Annotated in this window: 3 protein-coding genes; 2 read left to right on the top strand and 1 reads right to left on the bottom strand. The window is 69.1% G+C overall.

Translation table 11 applies throughout. The features are described 5' to 3' along the window. Window positions 1–96 precede the first annotated feature (96 nt). Together VGK32_04945 and VGK32_04940 are read left to right on the top strand one after the other, a co-directional pair. Window positions 97–3,669, top strand: a complete 3,573-nt coding sequence (locus tag VGK32_04945) for a hypothetical protein (GenBank protein ID HEY3381092.1) — start codon at window positions 97–99, stop codon at window positions 3,667–3,669. Then, on the top strand, window positions 3,666–4,787 hold the full coding sequence (locus VGK32_04940; protein ID HEY3381091.1) for an Mrp/NBP35 family ATP-binding protein: 1,122 nt from the start codon (window positions 3,666–3,668) through the stop codon (window positions 4,785–4,787). Before VGK32_04945 ends, VGK32_04940 begins: the two co-directional genes overlap by 4 nt. A gap of 117 nt (window positions 4,788–4,904) precedes the next feature. On the opposite strand, the gene VGK32_04935 is transcribed toward VGK32_04940, so the two are convergent. Next, window positions 4,905–16,736, bottom strand: coding sequence for an IPT/TIG domain-containing protein (locus VGK32_04935; GenBank protein HEY3381090.1), 11,832 nt, complete (start codon window positions 16,734–16,736; stop codon window positions 4,905–4,907). Between the last annotated feature and the right edge of the window lie 231 nt (window positions 16,737–16,967).

Raw genomic sequence — 16,967 nt, 5'->3', positions numbered from 1 at the left:
AACCGAGGATCGAGAAGGTCGAGAAGCAGCAAGCGGGACGTGAAGAATACTGGAGGGAGAATGTAGAATGAAAGGTGGGACCTCACCCTCACCCTTATGGATACGCTCTCCGTCGCACCCGATCTGACGCTCGGCGTTTCCGGGTTCTCGTTCGTCGACCTGCAGCGGCCTGACCGGCTGCGCGACCTCCACGACGTGTTCTGTCGTGAGGTCGCGCGTGAGAACCCCGCGCTGTGGGAGGCGTGGGAGGCGTATCGGCAGGAACCCGACGCCGTGCGGCCTGCCACCGAGATCTCGTGGCTGCTGGTCCGCATGTCGGGTCACATCAGCGCGTTCGTGGGCCGGCTGTTCGGCGTCGAGCGCGAGTTGGCCTCCCTGCGCGAGGCCGCGCTCGCGCAGGATCCGATCTTCCGTTTCAAGGTGGACTTCGTCAGGCGTCGCGCGCTGCCGCTGACGAAGGGCGGGCCCGCGGGTTCGGACGCGGGCGAGGACGCCACGGTGGAGGCGCTGGCGAGCCTCGTCGGGCACGAGGATCCCGAGCGTGCGCTGGCGCTGGCCGGCTGCGCGCTCCTCGACCGCGAGGCCGTTCTGGCGAAGACCGGCGACGAGACGGCGCGAGCCGCTGTGGCCGCACAACTCGACGCGCTGAAACGCTGGTGTGCCCGCCGCATCGACGATCCCGCCTATCGCGACTGGGTGATCTTCCGGTTCCCTCGTGCCATCGATCCGCTGCGCCTCGTCGAGTTCGAGCGACCGGACGCCAGTCTGCCCGAGGCCCTGGCCGGCCGGGACGCGCACCGGCGCCGCGACGGCTTCACGCTCACCGATGCGCGCATGAACGCGCGGGAGGTGCTGTCCGAGATCAACTACTGTGTCATCTGCCACGAGCGCGACAAGGATTCCTGTTCGAAGGGTATCCACGCAAAGGGTGGGACCCTCTCGACCAACGCGCTTGGCATCCCGCTGGCCGGGTGTCCGCTCGACGAGAAGATCTCCGAGATGCATCTCGCGCGGAAGAGCGGCGATGCGATCGGCGCGCTGGCGCTCGTCACGCTCGACAACCCGATGTGCGCCGGCACGGGCCACCGGATCTGCAACGACTGCATGAAGGCCTGCATCTTCCAGAAGCAGGACCCGGTGAACATCCCGCAGGCCGAGACGGGCGTGCTCACCGACGTGCTGGGCCTGCCCTGGGGCGTCGAGATCTACGGCCTGCTCACGCGCTGGAACCCGCTCAACGTCCGCCGGCCCTATCCGCTGCCCTACAACGGCATCAACATCCTGGTGGTCGGTCTCGGCCCGGCGGGCTACACGCTGTCGCACTACCTTCTCAACGAAGGCTTCGGCGTGGTGGGCGTGGACGGGCTGAAGATCGAGCCGCTGCCGGAATCGCTGACCGGCGCGCCCGGTCAGCCGCCCACGCCGCTCCGTGACTGGAGCCAGATCCACCGCCCGCTGGACGAGCGCGTGCTGGAGGGGTTCGGCGGCGTGTCGGAATACGGCATCACCGTTCGGTGGGACAAGAACTTCCTCACGCTGCTCCACCTGCTGCTGTCGCGGCGCGAGCGCTTCCGCGCGTACGGCGGCATCCGGTTCGGCGGGACGCTGCCCATCGAGGATGCGTGGGCGCATGGATTCGCGCACGTGGCGATTGCGGCGGGCGCCGGCCGGCCCACGATCATCGACATGAAGAACAACCTGATCCGCGGGGTCAGGAAGGCCAGCGACTTCCTGATGGCTCTGCAGCTGACGGGTGCGTTCAAGCACGAGTCGCTCGCGAATCTCCAGGTCCGGCTGCCCGCGCTCGTGATTGGGGGCGGCCTCACCGCGATCGACACGGCCACGGAGCTGCTCGCGTACTACCCGCAGCAGGTCGAGAAGATCCTCCAGCGGTACGAGCAGGTGACCGCCATCGTCGGCGAGGCGACCGCGCGCGCGGCCTACGACCAGGAGGAACTGGCCCAGCTCGCGGAGTTCCTGTGTCACGGGCGCGAACTGCGTGCCGAGCGCGCACGGGCGGAGGCCTCAGGGGAGGCGCCGGACTTCGTGCCGCTGCTGCAGGGATGGGGTGGCGTCGCGGTCGTCTACCGAAAACGCATGGTCGATTCGCCGGCCTACCGGTTGAATCACGAGGAGATCATCAAGGCGCTCGAGGAGGGGATCCGGTTCATCGAACACCTCGATCCGGAAGAGGCCGTCCCCGACCAGTTCGGCCACGTGAAGGCGGTGCGATTCAGGCGTCAGGCGTCGGACGCCGGCGAGATCGGGCTGACAGTGGAGCTTCCCGCGCGTGCGCTGCTCGTCGCGGCCGGCACCTCGCCGAACGTCACCTACGAGAAGGAATATCCCGGCACGCTGCAACTGGATCCGCACGGGCGGTTCTTCGAGCCGCACCGGGTCGAGCACGACGAGAAGGGCACATCGTGCCTGGTGCCCGATCCGCAGGGGTTCTTCACGTCGTACCACCGGCGTGACGCGGCGGCATCCGACCTCTTCATCAGCTATTACGGCGACAACCACCCGCGCTACGCCGGCAATGTCGTCAAGGCGATGGCGTCGGCCAAGCATGGCTACCGCGAGGTGGTGCGCCTGTTCGCAGACCGCGTGGCCACGCTGGACCCGGCGTCGCAGGAGACGCGCGATCGGTCGTGGTGGACGCTCGTCTCGGCGCTCGACGCCGATCTGTCGGCGACCGTCGTCGAGGTGAGGCGCCTGACGCCGACGATTATCGAGGTGGTGGTGCACGCCCCGGCCGCCGCGCGCCACTTCCATCCGGGGCAGTTCTACCGCCTTCAAAACTTCGAGTCGGACGCCGTCATGGCCGGCATCGGCGGGGCCCGGGTGAAGCTGGTGATGGAGGGCATCGCGCTGACGGGCGCGTGGGTCGATCGCGAACGAGGCCTGCTGTCGATGATTGCGCTCGAGCTCGGTGTCTCGAGCCGGCTGTGCGCGTATCTGACCCCCGGTCAGCGCGTCGTCGTGATGGGGCCGACGGGGGCGCCGACGGAGATCCCGGAGGGCGAGTCCGTGTTGCTGGCCGGCGGGGGGCTGGGCAACGCCGTTCTCTTCTCGATTGCCCGCGCGATGCGCGAGCGCGGCAACCGCGTCGTCTACTTCGCCGGCTACAAGAAGGGGGAGGACCTCTTCAAGCGCGAGGAGATCGAGGCGGCGACAGACCAGGTGATCTGGAGCACCGACACGGGCGCGCCAATCGAGCCACACCGGCCGCAGGATGCTCACTTCCGCGGCAACATCGTCGAGTCGCTGGTGGCGTACGCGAGGGGAGAGTTGGGTCAGATCCGCGTGCCGCTCGACGGCGTGGATCGGATGATCGTGATTGGATCGGACCGGATGATGGCGGCGATGAAGGGGGCGCGGCATGCCGTCCTGGCTCCCTACCTCAAGCGGGGGCACGTGGCGATTGCGAGCGTCAACTCGCCGATGCAGTGCATGATGAAAGAGGTGTGCGCGCAGTGCCTGCAGAAGCACGTGGACCCGGCGACCGGTCAGGAGACGATCATATTCTCGTGCTTCAACCAGGACCAGCTGATGGACCGCGTCGATTTCTTCAACCTGAACGCCCGCCTGCGCCAGAATACTGTCCAGGAGAAACTCACCAACCAGTGGCTCGAGCAGGTCCTGCGCCGCGCCGGGCTCGCTCACGCATGACGACTTCGATTCCCTTCGAGGAGTTCCAGAACATGTCCGCTCTCGACCAGACTGCCGTTCTCAACGCGCTTCGCGCCGTCAAGGATCCCGACCTCCACAAGGACATCGTGTCGCTCGGCTTCGTGAAGGGTCTCACGATCGACGGCGGAGCCGTTGCGTTCACCATCGAACTCACCACCCCCGCGTGCCCGGTCAAGGACGCAATGCGCGATCAGGCGCGCGCAGCGGTGTCGCGGATAGCTGGCGTCACCAGCGTTGACGTGACCATGACCGCCCAGGTTCGTGCCGCGCACAATGTCGGCTCGGCGCAGGCGCCGATCCCCGGGGTCAAGAACATCGTCGCCATCGGGGCGGGGAAGGGCGGCGTCGGCAAGACGACGCTCGCGGTGAACCTGGCCGTGGCGCTCGCGAAACTCGGCAGCCGGGTCGGCATGATCGACGGCGACATCTACGGACCGAACGTGCCGATGATGCTCGGCATCCAGGGTCAGTTGATGGCCGAGGACGAGAAGATCCTGCCGGCCGAGAAGCACGGCATCAAGGTCGTGTCGATGGGGTTCCTGACCAACGACGACGCGCCCGTCATCTGGCGCGGGCCGATGCTGCACAGCGTCGTCAAGCAGTTCTTTCACGAGGTGAAGTGGGGCGAACTGGACTATCTGATCATCGACATGCCGCCGGGGACCGGCGACGTCGCGCTGAGCCTCAGCCAGACCGTGCCGGTCGCAGGCGCGATCGTCGTGACGACGCCGCAGGAGGTGTCGCTCGCGGACAGCCGCCGTGCCGTGCGGATGTACGAGAAGCTCAACATCCCGGTGCTCGGGATCATCGAGAACATGAGCTACTTCGTGTGCCCGAATTGTGAGCACGAGAGCGACATCTTCGGGCGGGGCGGCGGGGAGCGGACGGCGGAGGCGATGAACGTGCCGTTCCTGGGCCGGATCCCGATCTACGAGCCGATCCGCCGCGGCGGCGACGCAGGGCAGCCGCTCGTCATCGCCGAGCCCGACGCGCCCGCGACACGCGCCTTCATGTCCGCCGCCGAGCAACTGGCGGCCCAGGTGTCGATCGCAAGCTACCGGAAGCCGGTCATCCCGGTCACGGAGGTTGCGAGATAACGACAGGGTCAGGTGCGAAGGGTGCTGGGGGTGCTCAAGGTGCTGAAGGTTCCAGTGCTGGCGGTGCCACGGGTGCTGAGGGTACAGCACGTGCGGTGCTGACAGCGCCAGTTCCGACTACCAAATCCCCATCACCGCCTGCCGCACCTCGGTGATCTGCGCCGCCGTGATCACCGTCGCGCGGGCGGTGATCGTCGTCGGGTTCCAGGCCGGCGCCTCGCGGCCCGCCGCAGTGTACACCTCCGCCAGCGCCGTCCGCAGCTCCGCCAGGTGGATGGCCTTCACCGGCGTCACACCGCCGACGAGCGGCTGGTCCGTCCAGGCCGCCGCGGACAGGCCGTGCCCCGCACGCAGCTTGTCGATCGCCGTCCGCAGCTCGTTGAAGTGAATCGCCTTCACACGCGCCGTCCGCGCCAGCAGCGGATCGTCGGTGATGGCGGGCGCGCTCCCGAGGCCGATCGTCAGCGTGCCCCCAGCCGATCCGGAGTAGTTCGCATCGTCAATCATGGCCACCACGGAGTAGGTGCCCACGAGCGTCGGCGGTGCCGACGTCCGTCCGTAGGTCGTGCCGCCGACCCCCGTGTAGGTGACGATCACCGCCAGGCCGGCCGGCGTCGTCGTTACCGTCGCGGCCTTCGATGATCCGTCGAAGACCTGGGTGAGGTTGTCGAGAGCGACCGTGGCCGCAGTCTTCCCAAGGCCCGCTATCTCGAGCGGCACGGCACTGTAGACCAGCCGGCCGTCGCCAAGCTGACCGTTGGCGTCGTAGCCCCAGCACATGGCCGTACCGTCGTCCTTGACCGCGCACGAATGGTACATGCCGCACGTAACCCCGACCACTCCGCCGGACAGGCCGGCGACACTCACCGGTATCCAGCTGTCGGTGGTCGTCCCGTCTCCGAGCTGGCCATGGTTGTTGTAGCCCCAGCAGAGGGTGCCGCCGTTGCGGACGGCGCACGTGTGTTCGTAGCGACTCCCGATCGCGGTGACGCCGGAGTCCAAGCCAACCACATCGGCCGGCGTGAGACGGCCGACGTTCGTGCCGTCACCGAGTTCGCCCTCGGCGTTGGCGCCCCAGCACTTCACCCCTCCTCCGGTGGTGAGCGCGCAGGTGTGGTAGTCCCCTGCAACGAGTGCCGTGACTCCATTCGACAGGCCGGAAACGGCCACTGGTGAACTGGAGTTGGTGGTCGCGCCGTTTCCCAGTTCGCCGTGTCCGTTGGAGCCCCAGCACTTTACGGCGCCGCCGTTCATGATGGCGCACACGTGTGAGTAGCCGGCGGCCAGTGCGACGACGCCACTCGTCAACCCCGCGACGTCAACTGGTGTGTACCTCGTGGACGTCGTGGCGTCCACCTCGCCAGACGTGTTGCGGCCCCAGCACTTGACCCCGCCAGTCTGCGTCAGGGCGCAAGTGTGGTAGGAGCCCGCGGCCAACGACACCACGCCGCTGGTCAGGCCCACGACGTCCGCGGGCGATGGCACGGGTCCGGCCGTGGGCGGGAGCACGCCAGTTCCCAGCGCGCCCCAGGTATTCGAGCCCCAGCACTTGGCGCCGCCCGCGCCCGTCACCGCGCACGCGCGGTACCCGCCGGCCGCGATCGCACTTGCGCCGCTGGAGATCCCCGTGACGGTTGCAGCCGTGCTGCAGTCCGTGAACGTGCCGTTTCCCAGCTGACCGTAGTTGTTCGCGCCCCAGCACTGCACCGCACCCGCGCCCGTGATCACGCACGAACTGGAGTAGCCGCTCGCGATCTTCGACGTGGCATTCGACACACCAGCGACCGGGCTCGGAGTGAGGCGCATCGTCGGGGACCCGTCGGCCAGTTGCCTGTAGGAATTGCCGCCCCAGCACCTCACGGTTCCCGTTCCGATTGCGACGCAGGTGTTGTAGTACCCGGCGGCCACCATGCTGGCACCGCTGACGCCGCTTACGCCCCCGGGTGTCCCACGATCCGTCGTCGTGCCGTCGCCCAGTTGGCCGGCCTGATTCCGGCCCCAGCACTGAACTCCGCCGGTGCTCGCGAGCACGCACGTGTGATAGTAGCCGGCGGCCACGCCGGCGAGACCGCCGGCCAGCCCGGGCACGTCCACGGGGGCCCATCGGTTGACCGTCGTTCCGTCACCGACCTGGCCGTACGTGTTGTCGCCCCAGCACTTGCCACCGGTGTCCGTGATGGCGCACGTGTGATAGTACCCGGCGGCTGCGGCCCGGACTCCACCCGTCAGACCGAGCACCGCCACCGGTATCGTGGCCCGGGTGGCGGTCCCATCTCCCAGCTGTCCGTTCGTGTTGTTGCCCCAGCACTTCACGGCCCCGGCGCCCGTCACCGCGCAGTTGTGATAGTAGCCCGCGGTCACCCCGACCGCGCCAACCGTCAGCCCCGCCACGTCGGCCGGCACGCTCCGATCCGACAGGCTGCCGTCGCCCAGTTGGCCGTAGGAGTTATAGCCCCAGCACTTGACCGCTCCGCCGCTCGTCAGCGCGCAGGTGTGGGAGTACCCGGCGGCAATGGCCACCACGCCGCTCGAGAGTCCGACAACGTCCACCGGAAGGCTCTGGTTCGTCGTCGTGCCGTTGCCGAGTTGGCCATAGTAGTTGTACCCCCAACACCTCACACCGCCGCCGCTCGTCAGCGCGCACGTGTGGTCGCCGCCTGCCGCCACCGCCGTGACGCCTCCTCCGAGGCCCACGACGTCCACCGGCGCCGCCGGGGTCGTTGTCGTCCCATCGCCCAATTGGCCGTAGTCGTTGTCGCCCCAGCACTTCACGCCGCTCGCACTGGTCGCACACACGTGACCGGTACCAACCGCCACCGTGTTGACGAGGCGGACGGGTGTCGGGCCGACCGTGAACAGTCGCGCATAGGTGCGGCCCCGCCCCTGCGCCACGTTCGCGATCGTGACGTCGGCAGGTCCCAGCGGGAGGCCGGACGGGACGGTCACCACGACCTGCGTGACCGACCGACTCGAGACGGCCGCCTGGATCGATCCGAACGTGACCGCCGCATCGGTGTTGCTGAAGTTCGCGCCCGTGATCGTCACGACGGTGCCTGCGATGCCGAAGCCCGGCAAGAGCGAGGTGATTCGGGGGTACGCGAGATACGTGAAGGTGCTCGACGCCCGCCCTGGCAGCGCGGGCTCGGCGTTTCTGACGAACACGTCGACAATGCCCGCAAGCGCGGACGAGGGCGCCGTAGCCGTCATCGTCGTGTCGTTGACGTAGACACCCGCCGCCGTGAGGCCGCCGATCTGCACCAGCACCCCCGGCCGGAAGCCCGCGCCGGAGATCGTGATCGTCGTTCCGCCCGCGTCGGGTCCCGACGACGGGGTGAGCGTGGCGATGGCGGGGATCGGGTTGTAGACGATCAGCGTGGCGCTGCCGGATCCGCTGTACACCGCGTCGGCAACCTTCGCCATCACGAGGTAGGTGCCTCCGTCCGTCGGTGGTGTCGTGGTCGGGCCGTACATCGTCCCGTCGATGCCGAGGTAGGTGACCGCCACCGTCAGGCCGGTCGGCGTGGTGCCGACAGCCGCGGATTTCGGCGTGCCGTCATACGTCTGTACTAGATTCGACAGCGTGACGCTGGCGCCGTACCCGGCCGCATCGGCTGGCGCGGGCTGGAGGAGCGCCCGGCCGCTGCCCAGTTGCCCGGTCGAATCGTTGCCCCAGCACTTGACCCCGCCTCCGGTCACCAGCGCGCACGAATGGCTGCTCCCACCACCGATAGACAGGACGCCACTCGTCAGGCCCGTGGCATCGACGGGCGTGGAGCGATTCACCAGCGAGCCGTCGCCCAGTTGCCCGCTCGAATTCTGGCCCCAGCACTGCGCCCCGCCGCCGGTCGTGATCGCGCACGTGTGGTAGTAGCCGGCGCCGATGGCGGTGACCCCGCTCGCCAGGCTCGTCACATCGACTGGCGTGGTGCGCGTCGTGGTCGATCCGTCACCGAGTTGACCATAGTAGTTGGAGCCCCAGCACTTCACACCGCCGCTGCTCGTCAGCGCGCACGTGTGGGAGTAGCCTGCCGCCAGGCCAACCACGCCGCTGGCCAGCCCGGTGACATCCACGGGCGTGCTTCGGCTCGTGGTGGACGCGTCTCCCAGCTGGCCGCTGGAGTTGTAGCCCCAGCACTTCACGCCGCCTCCGGCGGTGACGGCGCACGTGTGGCTGCCGCCCGCGGCGAGCGCGGTCGCGCCGCTCGCGAGACCCGATACGGCTACCGGCGTGGAACGATTCGTCGCGGATCCGTCTCCCAGTTGGCCGTAGTTGTTGTAGCCCCAGCACGTCACCGCGCCACTGGCTGTCAGCGCGCACGTGTGGTTCGAGCCGGCTCCGACCAGCGCCGCATCGCTCAGGCCGACGACATCGCTTGGGGTGGAGCGGCTGCCTCCGGTAGATCCGATTCCCACCTGGCCGTAGCTGTTACTACCCCAGCACTTCACGCCACCGCTGGCGGTCGTCGCGCAGGAATGCGATCCCCCCGCGGCGATGCCGGAGGCGCCGGTCATACCGACGACATTGGCCGGCAGCGATCGGCTGATCGTCGTGTAGTCTCCGAGTTGGCCGCTCGAGTTCAACCCCCAGCACTGCACGCCGCCAGTCACGAGGCGGCACGCGTGGGAACCGCCAACCGCCAGCGCGCTCGCGGCCACCGAGGTCGCCACATCGGCCGGCGCCGTCCGAACCACGACCGACGAATCCCCGAGCTGGCCGTAAGCGTTCGAGCCCCAGCACTGGACGCCGCCGCCCCGGATGGTGGCACACGTGTGCGAGTCGCCGGCGTCGAGTGCCGCAACGGCTCCGGCGAGGTTGACCACGGTGACCGGCGTCGGTCGGTTCGTCAGGGTGGAATCGCCTAGCTGTCCAGACGTGTTGCTGCCCCAGCACTGCACCGCTCCGCCGGCCGTGAAGGCACAGGTGTGGGAACTGCCGGCGGTCAATCCCGCCACATCACTCGCCAGGCCGGCCACGGCCACCGGGCTGACGGCGCCGGTGGTCGTGCCGTCGCCGAGTTGACCGGAGAAGTTCTGGCCCCAGCACATCACGGCGCCGCTGCCGGCGAGCGCGCAGCTGTGGTAGTTGCCGCCCGCCACCGCCGTCACGCCCGTGGCCAGGCCAACCACACCGACCGGGGTGCTTCGGTTCGTCGTCGTCCCGTCCCCAAGTTGGCCGTAGTTGTTGTAGCCCCAGCATTGGACCGCGCCTGCGCCGGTGACAGCGCAGGTATGGGACGTGCCCGCCGTCAGTCCCGTGATGCCGGCAAGGAGCGCGGGCACATCCACCGGGAGCATGCGCTGCGTCGTCGTGCCATCCCCGAGCTGCCCATAGCTGTTGGAGCCCCAGCACTTGACGCCGCCGCCATTCGTGATCGCGCAGGTGTGGTTGGAGCCGCCGGCGAGCGCAACGACGCCGCCTCCGAGACCGGCAACGTCCACCGGGGTAACCCGATTCTTCGTCGTGCCGTCGCCGAGCTGGCCGTAATTGTTGTCGCCCCAACACAGGACGCCGCCCCCGCTGGTGAGCGCGCAACTGTGTCTGTAGCCCGCAACGACGGCTTTCATCCCGGCCGTGAGGCCGGGGACGTCGGTTGGCGTGCCGCGCGGCATGGTCGTGCCGTCGCCGAGTTGGCCGGAGGAGTTGTCGCCCCAGCACTGCACGCCGCCGGTGCTCGTGACCGCGCACGTGAACGAGCCGCCTCCGGCCACGGTATTCGCGGTGCCCGCCAGCACGGTGCCGATCGTGAACGCCCGCTGGTACGTCCGGCTTTGCCCCAGCGTGACGTTGACCACGGTGAGATCAACGGGCCCTGGCGACAGGCCGCTCGGCACGGTCGCGACAATCTGGGTGGCCGACGCGTTGGTCACGGGGCCGGTGCTCGACCCGAACACGGTCGCCACGTCGCTGGCGAAGTTCCTCCCGGTGATCGTGACGGCCGTTCCGGCTGTCCCGGACGCCGGCGCGATGCCGGTCACGGCCGGATAGGCCAGGTAGGTGAAGGTGGTCGTCGCGGCGCCCGGCGTCGGGTCCGGATTGCGAACCGTGACCGTCGCCGCGCCGGCGGCGGCCGAGGACGGCGTCACGGCCGTCATGGTCGTCGCGTTGACGTAGACGCCCGCTGCCGCGAGACCGTTAATCTGCACCGTCGCGCCAGGCCTAAAGCCGGTTCCCGACACCGTGATGAGAGTGCCGCCGAAGTCTGGGCCAGAGGGCGGGGCGACCGACGACACCACCGGCACGGCGTTGTTGATCGTGAGCGTGGCGCCCGCCGATCCGGAGCCGGCGATGGTCGAGTCGTTGACGGTGGCCACTACGACGTACCAGCCCGGATCTGTCGGCGCTGCGGTGGTGGGCCCGTACGTGGTCGTTCCGGTTCCGCGATACGTTATCGTCACGGCCAGGCCCGGGGGCACGGTGGCTGCCGTGACCGCCTTGGGCGTGCCGTCGTAGGTCTGATCGAGGTTGCCCAGGATCACGATGGCGCCGTAGCCGCTGGCGTTGGAGGGGTACAGCCGGATCAGCGGCCGGCCATCGCCGAGTTGACCCATCGAGTTGTCGCCCCAGCACTGGATGCCGCCGCTGCCCGTCACGGCACAGCTGTAGCTGGACCCTGCCGCGATGGAGGTGACGCCGCTCGACAGGTTGACGACATCGACCGGGGTGAGACGGGTCGTCGTGCTGCCGTCGCCGACCGCGCCGTACTGGCCGCTCCCCCAGCACTTGACGCCACCCCCGCTTGTCAGTGCGCAGGTGTGATAGGCGCTTGCTGCGACAGCGCTGACGCCGTTCGACAGGCCGGTCACATCGACGGGTGCGGTTCGGTTCGTGTAGCTTCCGTCGCCGACCTGGGCGTAGGAGTTCGCGCCCCAGCACTTGAGCGCGCCGCCAGTCGTCCACGCGCAGGTGTGATTGGCCCCCGCGCCCGCTGCGACACCACCGACGCCGGCAGCGAGGCCGCTGACGTCGACGGGCGCGAGACGCTGCGTGGTCGTGCCATCGCCAAGCTGGCCGTACGAGTTGGAGCCCCAGCACTTCATGCCGCCCGCGCCCATCAGGGCGCACGTGTGGGAGTAGCCCGCCGTGAGGCCGATGACGCCGCTCGTCAGACCGGAGACGTCAACAGGAGCCGAGCGCTGCGTGGTGGTGTTGTCACCGAGCTGGCCGGACGAGTTGGAGCCCCAGCACTTCACGCCGCCGGAGGATGTCAGTGCGCAGGTGTGGTAAGACCCGGCGGTGACCGCCGAGACGCCGCTCGTCAGTCCTGTCACGTCCGCTTGCGTAAATCGCATCGTCGTCGTGCCATCGCCGAGTTGACCGTTGGAGTTCTGGCCCCAGCACTTCACGCCGCCGCCGCTCGTGATGGCGCAGGCATGCGACATCCCGGCGGCGACGCCTCTGATCCCGGCCTGCAGGCCAATCACGGCGGCCGGCAGGGCTCGGCTGACCGTCGTGCCATCGCCGAGTTGGCCGCTGATGTTGCTGCCCCAGCACTTGACCACGCCTCCAGACGTCAGCGCGCAGGCATGATACATCCCGGCTGTGAGGTCGAGGCCCCCCGTCGCCAGCGTGGACACATCGCCCGGGACCGTGCGTAAGACCGTCGTGCCAGAGCCCGTTCCGCCCAGGACGTCATTGCCCCAGCACTGCACGCCGCCGTCGGCGAGGAGCGCGCAGGTGTGATCGGAGCCGCCGGCGACGGCGCTCGCGCTCGCGGCGAGGCCGGAGACGCTGACCGGTGTTGACCGATTCGTCGTGGTCCCGTCGCCGAGTTGGCCGGCGGGGTTGGAGCCCCAGCATCTCGCCGTGCCGTCGGTCGCCACGGCACACGTATGGTTTCCGCCCGCAGCGAGCGCTGTCACGCCGGCCGCCAAGCCGGACACGGCACCGGGCGCCGTCCGGTTCGTCGTGCTCCCGTCGCCCAGTTGGCCGGAGCTGTTGTAGCCCCAACAACTGACCCCGCTCGAGGTAATCGCGCAGGTGTGGTAGTAGCCGCCCACGACGACCGCCGCGCCGCCCGACCAGCCCTGGACGACGACGGGCGTCGGACGATCGGTCGTCGTCCCGTCGCCGAGCTGACCGTAGTTGTTCCGGCCCCAGCACCTGGCGTTGCCATCGGTGAGCACCGCGCACGAGTGGTAGAGGCCCACGCCGATCGCGCGCACGCCGTTTGCCAGGCCGACGACGTCCGTCGGGCTCGAGCGGTCGGTCGTGGTGTTGTCGCCGACCTCTCCATACATATTCCGCCCCCAGCACTTCACGCCGCCGTTCATCGTCAGGGCGCAGGTGTGGGACCCGCTGGCGGTCACCGCCACGATGCCGCTCGGCAGGCTCACGACATCGACCGGCATCGACCGGCTCGTCGTCGTGCCGTCACCGAGCTGGCCGTAGCCGTTCTGGCCCCAGCACTTCACACCGCCGCCGGTCGTGAGCGCACACCCGTGGGAGCCCGAACTGCCGGCCGTGACGCCGGCCATCCCGCTCGTGAGCCCGGACACGGCGGCTGGCACCGACCGGCTGACGGTCGTCCCGTCGCCAAGCTCATTCGCCCCGTTCGATCCCCAGCACTGCACGCCGCCCGTGCTCGTGACCGCGCACGAGAACGCTCCACCCGCGGCGATGGCGCCGGCCACGCCAGGCCGCGCCGTCCCGACCGAATAGGCGCGTGTGTACGTCCGGCTCCGGCCCAGCGCGACGTTCGTGACCGTGACATCGACGAGGCCGCTGGCGGTGCCGCCGGGCACCGTCGCCACGATCTGCGTGGCCGAGCGGCTCGTCACCGCCGCCGCCTGGCCGCCGAACGACACCGCCGCATCGGTGTCGCTGAAGTTCGTGCCGGTGATCGTCACCGACGTGCCGGCCGGACCTGACGCGGGCGCCAGCGATGTGATGCGCGGATAGGCGAGGTACGCAAAGTTCGAGGCCGCGTTACCGGACGTCGGTTCGGGGTTGCGCACGAAGACCGCGGCGACGCCCGCCGCGCCTGGCGGCACGACCGCCGTCAGCGTGGTGCTGTTCACGAACGTCGATGGCAGCAGCGCGCCGTTCAGACGGACCGACACTCCAGGCATGAAGTTCGTGCCGGTGATAGTGACCGGCGTGAAGGAGTAGTCCGGCGCGGATGACGGGCTGATGGAGGCCACGGTGGGGGCGGCATTGTTGATCACCAGGGTGCCGCTGCCGGAGCCGACATAGGCCGCGTCGCTCACCACCGCCACGACCAGGTAGGTGCCCGCCGCGCTCGGTGCCGTCACGTTCTGCGCGTAGGTCGTGTCGCCGATGCCGGTGTACGTGGTCGTGACGGCAAGACCCGGCGGCGTGGTCGCCACCGTCGTGGCCTTCGCGGTGCCGTCGTAGATCTGAACCGAGTTGCCCGGCGTCACCGTCGCGAGAGCGCTACCGAAACCGCCGAGCTCCGCCGGGAACGGCCGGAAGAGCGCGCGGCCCGAGCCGAGTTGGCCGTTGGCGTCGGAACCCCAGCACTGCACCGCGCCGGAAGTGAGGACCGCGCACGTGTGGCGGTCGCCAGCACCGATAGCCGCTGCGGCACCGGCGAGACCGGTGATGGCGGTTGGGGCCCAGCGGGCCGAGGTCGTCCCGTCGCCGAGTTGACCGTACTGGTTCCAGCCCCAGCACTGGAGGTTGCCCCCACTCGTGATGCCGCAGGTGTGTGACGAGCCTGCTGTCAGCGTCGCCACGCCGCCGAGGCCAACAACGTCGACTGGAGTCGTTCGCTGCGTCCAGGTTCCGTCCCCAAGCTGTCCGGCCCAGTTCGAGCCCCAGCACTTGACGGTTCCCGCCGTTGCCAGGGCGCAGGAGTGGTTCGAGCCCAGCGCGAGCGACTTGGTTCCGCTGGAGATGCCGACCACGTCGACTGGCGCCGCCGGACGCGTGGTGGTGCTGTCGCCGAGTTGTCCGCTTCCGTTCCAGCCCCAGCACTTGATGGTGCCGGCAGTCATGACGGCGCAGCCGTGGTTGCCGCCGGCGCCGATCGCGACGACCCCGCTCGTGAGGCCGGTCACATCGCCTGGCACGCTGCGACTGGTGGTGGTGCCGTCGCCCAACTCTCCATTCCAGTTCCCTCCCCAGCATTTCACGCCGCCAGCGGTGGTCAGGGCGCAGGCGAACTCCGGGCCGACGGCCAGCGCGGTCACACCGCTGGCGAGGCCGGCGACATCGGCCGGCGTGGTCTTCGCCGTGGTGGTGCCGTCGCCCAGCTGGCCCGAGCCGTTGTATCCCCAGCACTTCACGCCGCCGGCCGACGTCAGCGTGCAGGTGAACTGATTCCTCGCGCCGATCGCCGCCACGCCCGGACCGATGCCTGGCACATCGCCGGGCGTGGTCCGGTTCGTCATGGTGCCGTTGCCCAGCTGACCGTTCGAGTTGAGCCCCCAGCACTGCATGCCGGTGCCCGTCGCCACGCAGGTGTGTGCGGCCGCGCTGGTCGCGAGCGTGGCCGCTTCCACCCCCTGCACGCCGCCCGGCAACAGCCGGCCGGTCGTCGGCGTATCACCCAACTGACCGAGCCCGTCGCCTCCCCAGCAGTGGAGCCGACCGTCTGTGGTTGCCGCGCACGAATGGACATCGCCGGCGGCGACGACGGCGACACTCGACAGGCCGCTCACTGTTGTTGGCGTGCTGCGCGTAGTCGTCGTTCCATCACCGATCTGGCCACTCGAGTTGCTTCCCCAGCACTTCAAGGCGCCGCCGGTCAGTGTGGCGCACGTATGGTTCGAGCCGAGACTGACGGAGATGACACCGCTCACAAGCCCGGAGACGGGGACCGGCGAGGTGCGCTGGAAGGTGGTGGTGTCGCCCAGTTGGCCGTAGTTGTTGTAGCCCCAGCACTTGAGCCCGCCGCCCGTGGTGATGGCGCATGTACTCAGACCACCGGACGCCACGACACTGAAGCCGCTGGCAGCGCCGCTCACGTCGGTTGCCACGCTTCGGCTCGTCGTCGTGCCGTCGCCAACCTGGCCGTATGAGTTGTAGCCCCAGCACTTCACGCCGCCGCCAGACGTCACCGCGCAGGTGTGCACGCCGCCGGCGGAAATCCCCGCGAAGCCGTTGCTCGCGTTCGTGACATCGACCGGCGCATTGCGGTTGGATGTGGTGCCGTCACCCAACTGGCCGTAGGTGTTGTAGCCCCAGCACTTCAGGGCACCGCCGGTGATCAGTGCGCATGTATGGTAGGCGCCAGCCGTCACCGCCAGAACCCCGCTCGTGAGGCCGGTGACGTCCACGGGCGCCGAGCGCCAGTTCCAGGTGCCGTCGCCGATCTGCCCCCAGCTGTTGGATCCCCAGCACTTCACGCCGCCCGCCGTCGTCAACGCGCAACTGTGGTTCGCGCCTGTCACGATGCTCGCCACACCGCTCGAGAGCGTGCTGACATCGACCGGCGTCGTGGAATCGGCGTACGTGCTGTTGCCCAACTGCCCGCTCTCGTTCGGGCCCCAGCACTTCACCGCGCCCGCGGCCGTCAGGGCACAGGTGTGGTAGTTCGATGTCGGCGACGACCAGGGATAGGACGCGGTGGCGACCGCTACCACCGAGTTCGGACCGGATTCGGGCAGGCGGGGCGGCGCGTCCGACGGGCCCCGCGCCTCGGGTGGGTTGCTGCGCATCGCACCGATTGAGGTTGGGAAACTCGCCGGGATCGGTGGTTCGCCGGCTGCGACGGGTGTCGCCTGGTTGCGCCCCGCGGAATCGCTCTCGAGTGCGGCAGGGTCGATGTTCCCCCCGACGGTCGGCGCCACGATCGTGGCGCCCATGGGTTTGGCTTCCGGCGCGGGCGCCGGGCCAATGGCTGTCGCGTCGGTTGCCGCCGCGCCGGCTCCTCCGGACAGTGCTGGCCGCCCCTGAACTGCTCCCGTCGCCCAGACCTGGACGCCGGCTGCGCACAACGCGATGACCGCGACCAGGCCAACGAGCACGACGGGTTTTTGCCGCATGCCGACTTCTCCCAACTGGATGAAGGGCGCGATTCGGAGCGAATCCGCGAGCCTCGTTCTGCGTGACGCGGTGAGAACTTGTGTGGGTTTGAACGGCGACGGCGCCACAGCGGAACACGAGATCGACAGCGCCTTATACCACACCTCGTGGAGCTGGCCCTGCGTAAAGTCGTTATATCAGAAAGGCGACAACTGGCTGTGTCATCGAGCGACTGGAGCGGCGGCATCCAT

It is taken from the genome of Vicinamibacterales bacterium, from assembly GCA_036504215.1.
Taxonomy (GTDB): domain Bacteria; phylum Acidobacteriota; class Vicinamibacteria; order Vicinamibacterales; family Fen-181; genus FEN-299.
The sequence above is the reverse complement of the archived record's forward strand: the minus strand, read 5'-3'. Positions and strand labels throughout refer to the sequence as shown.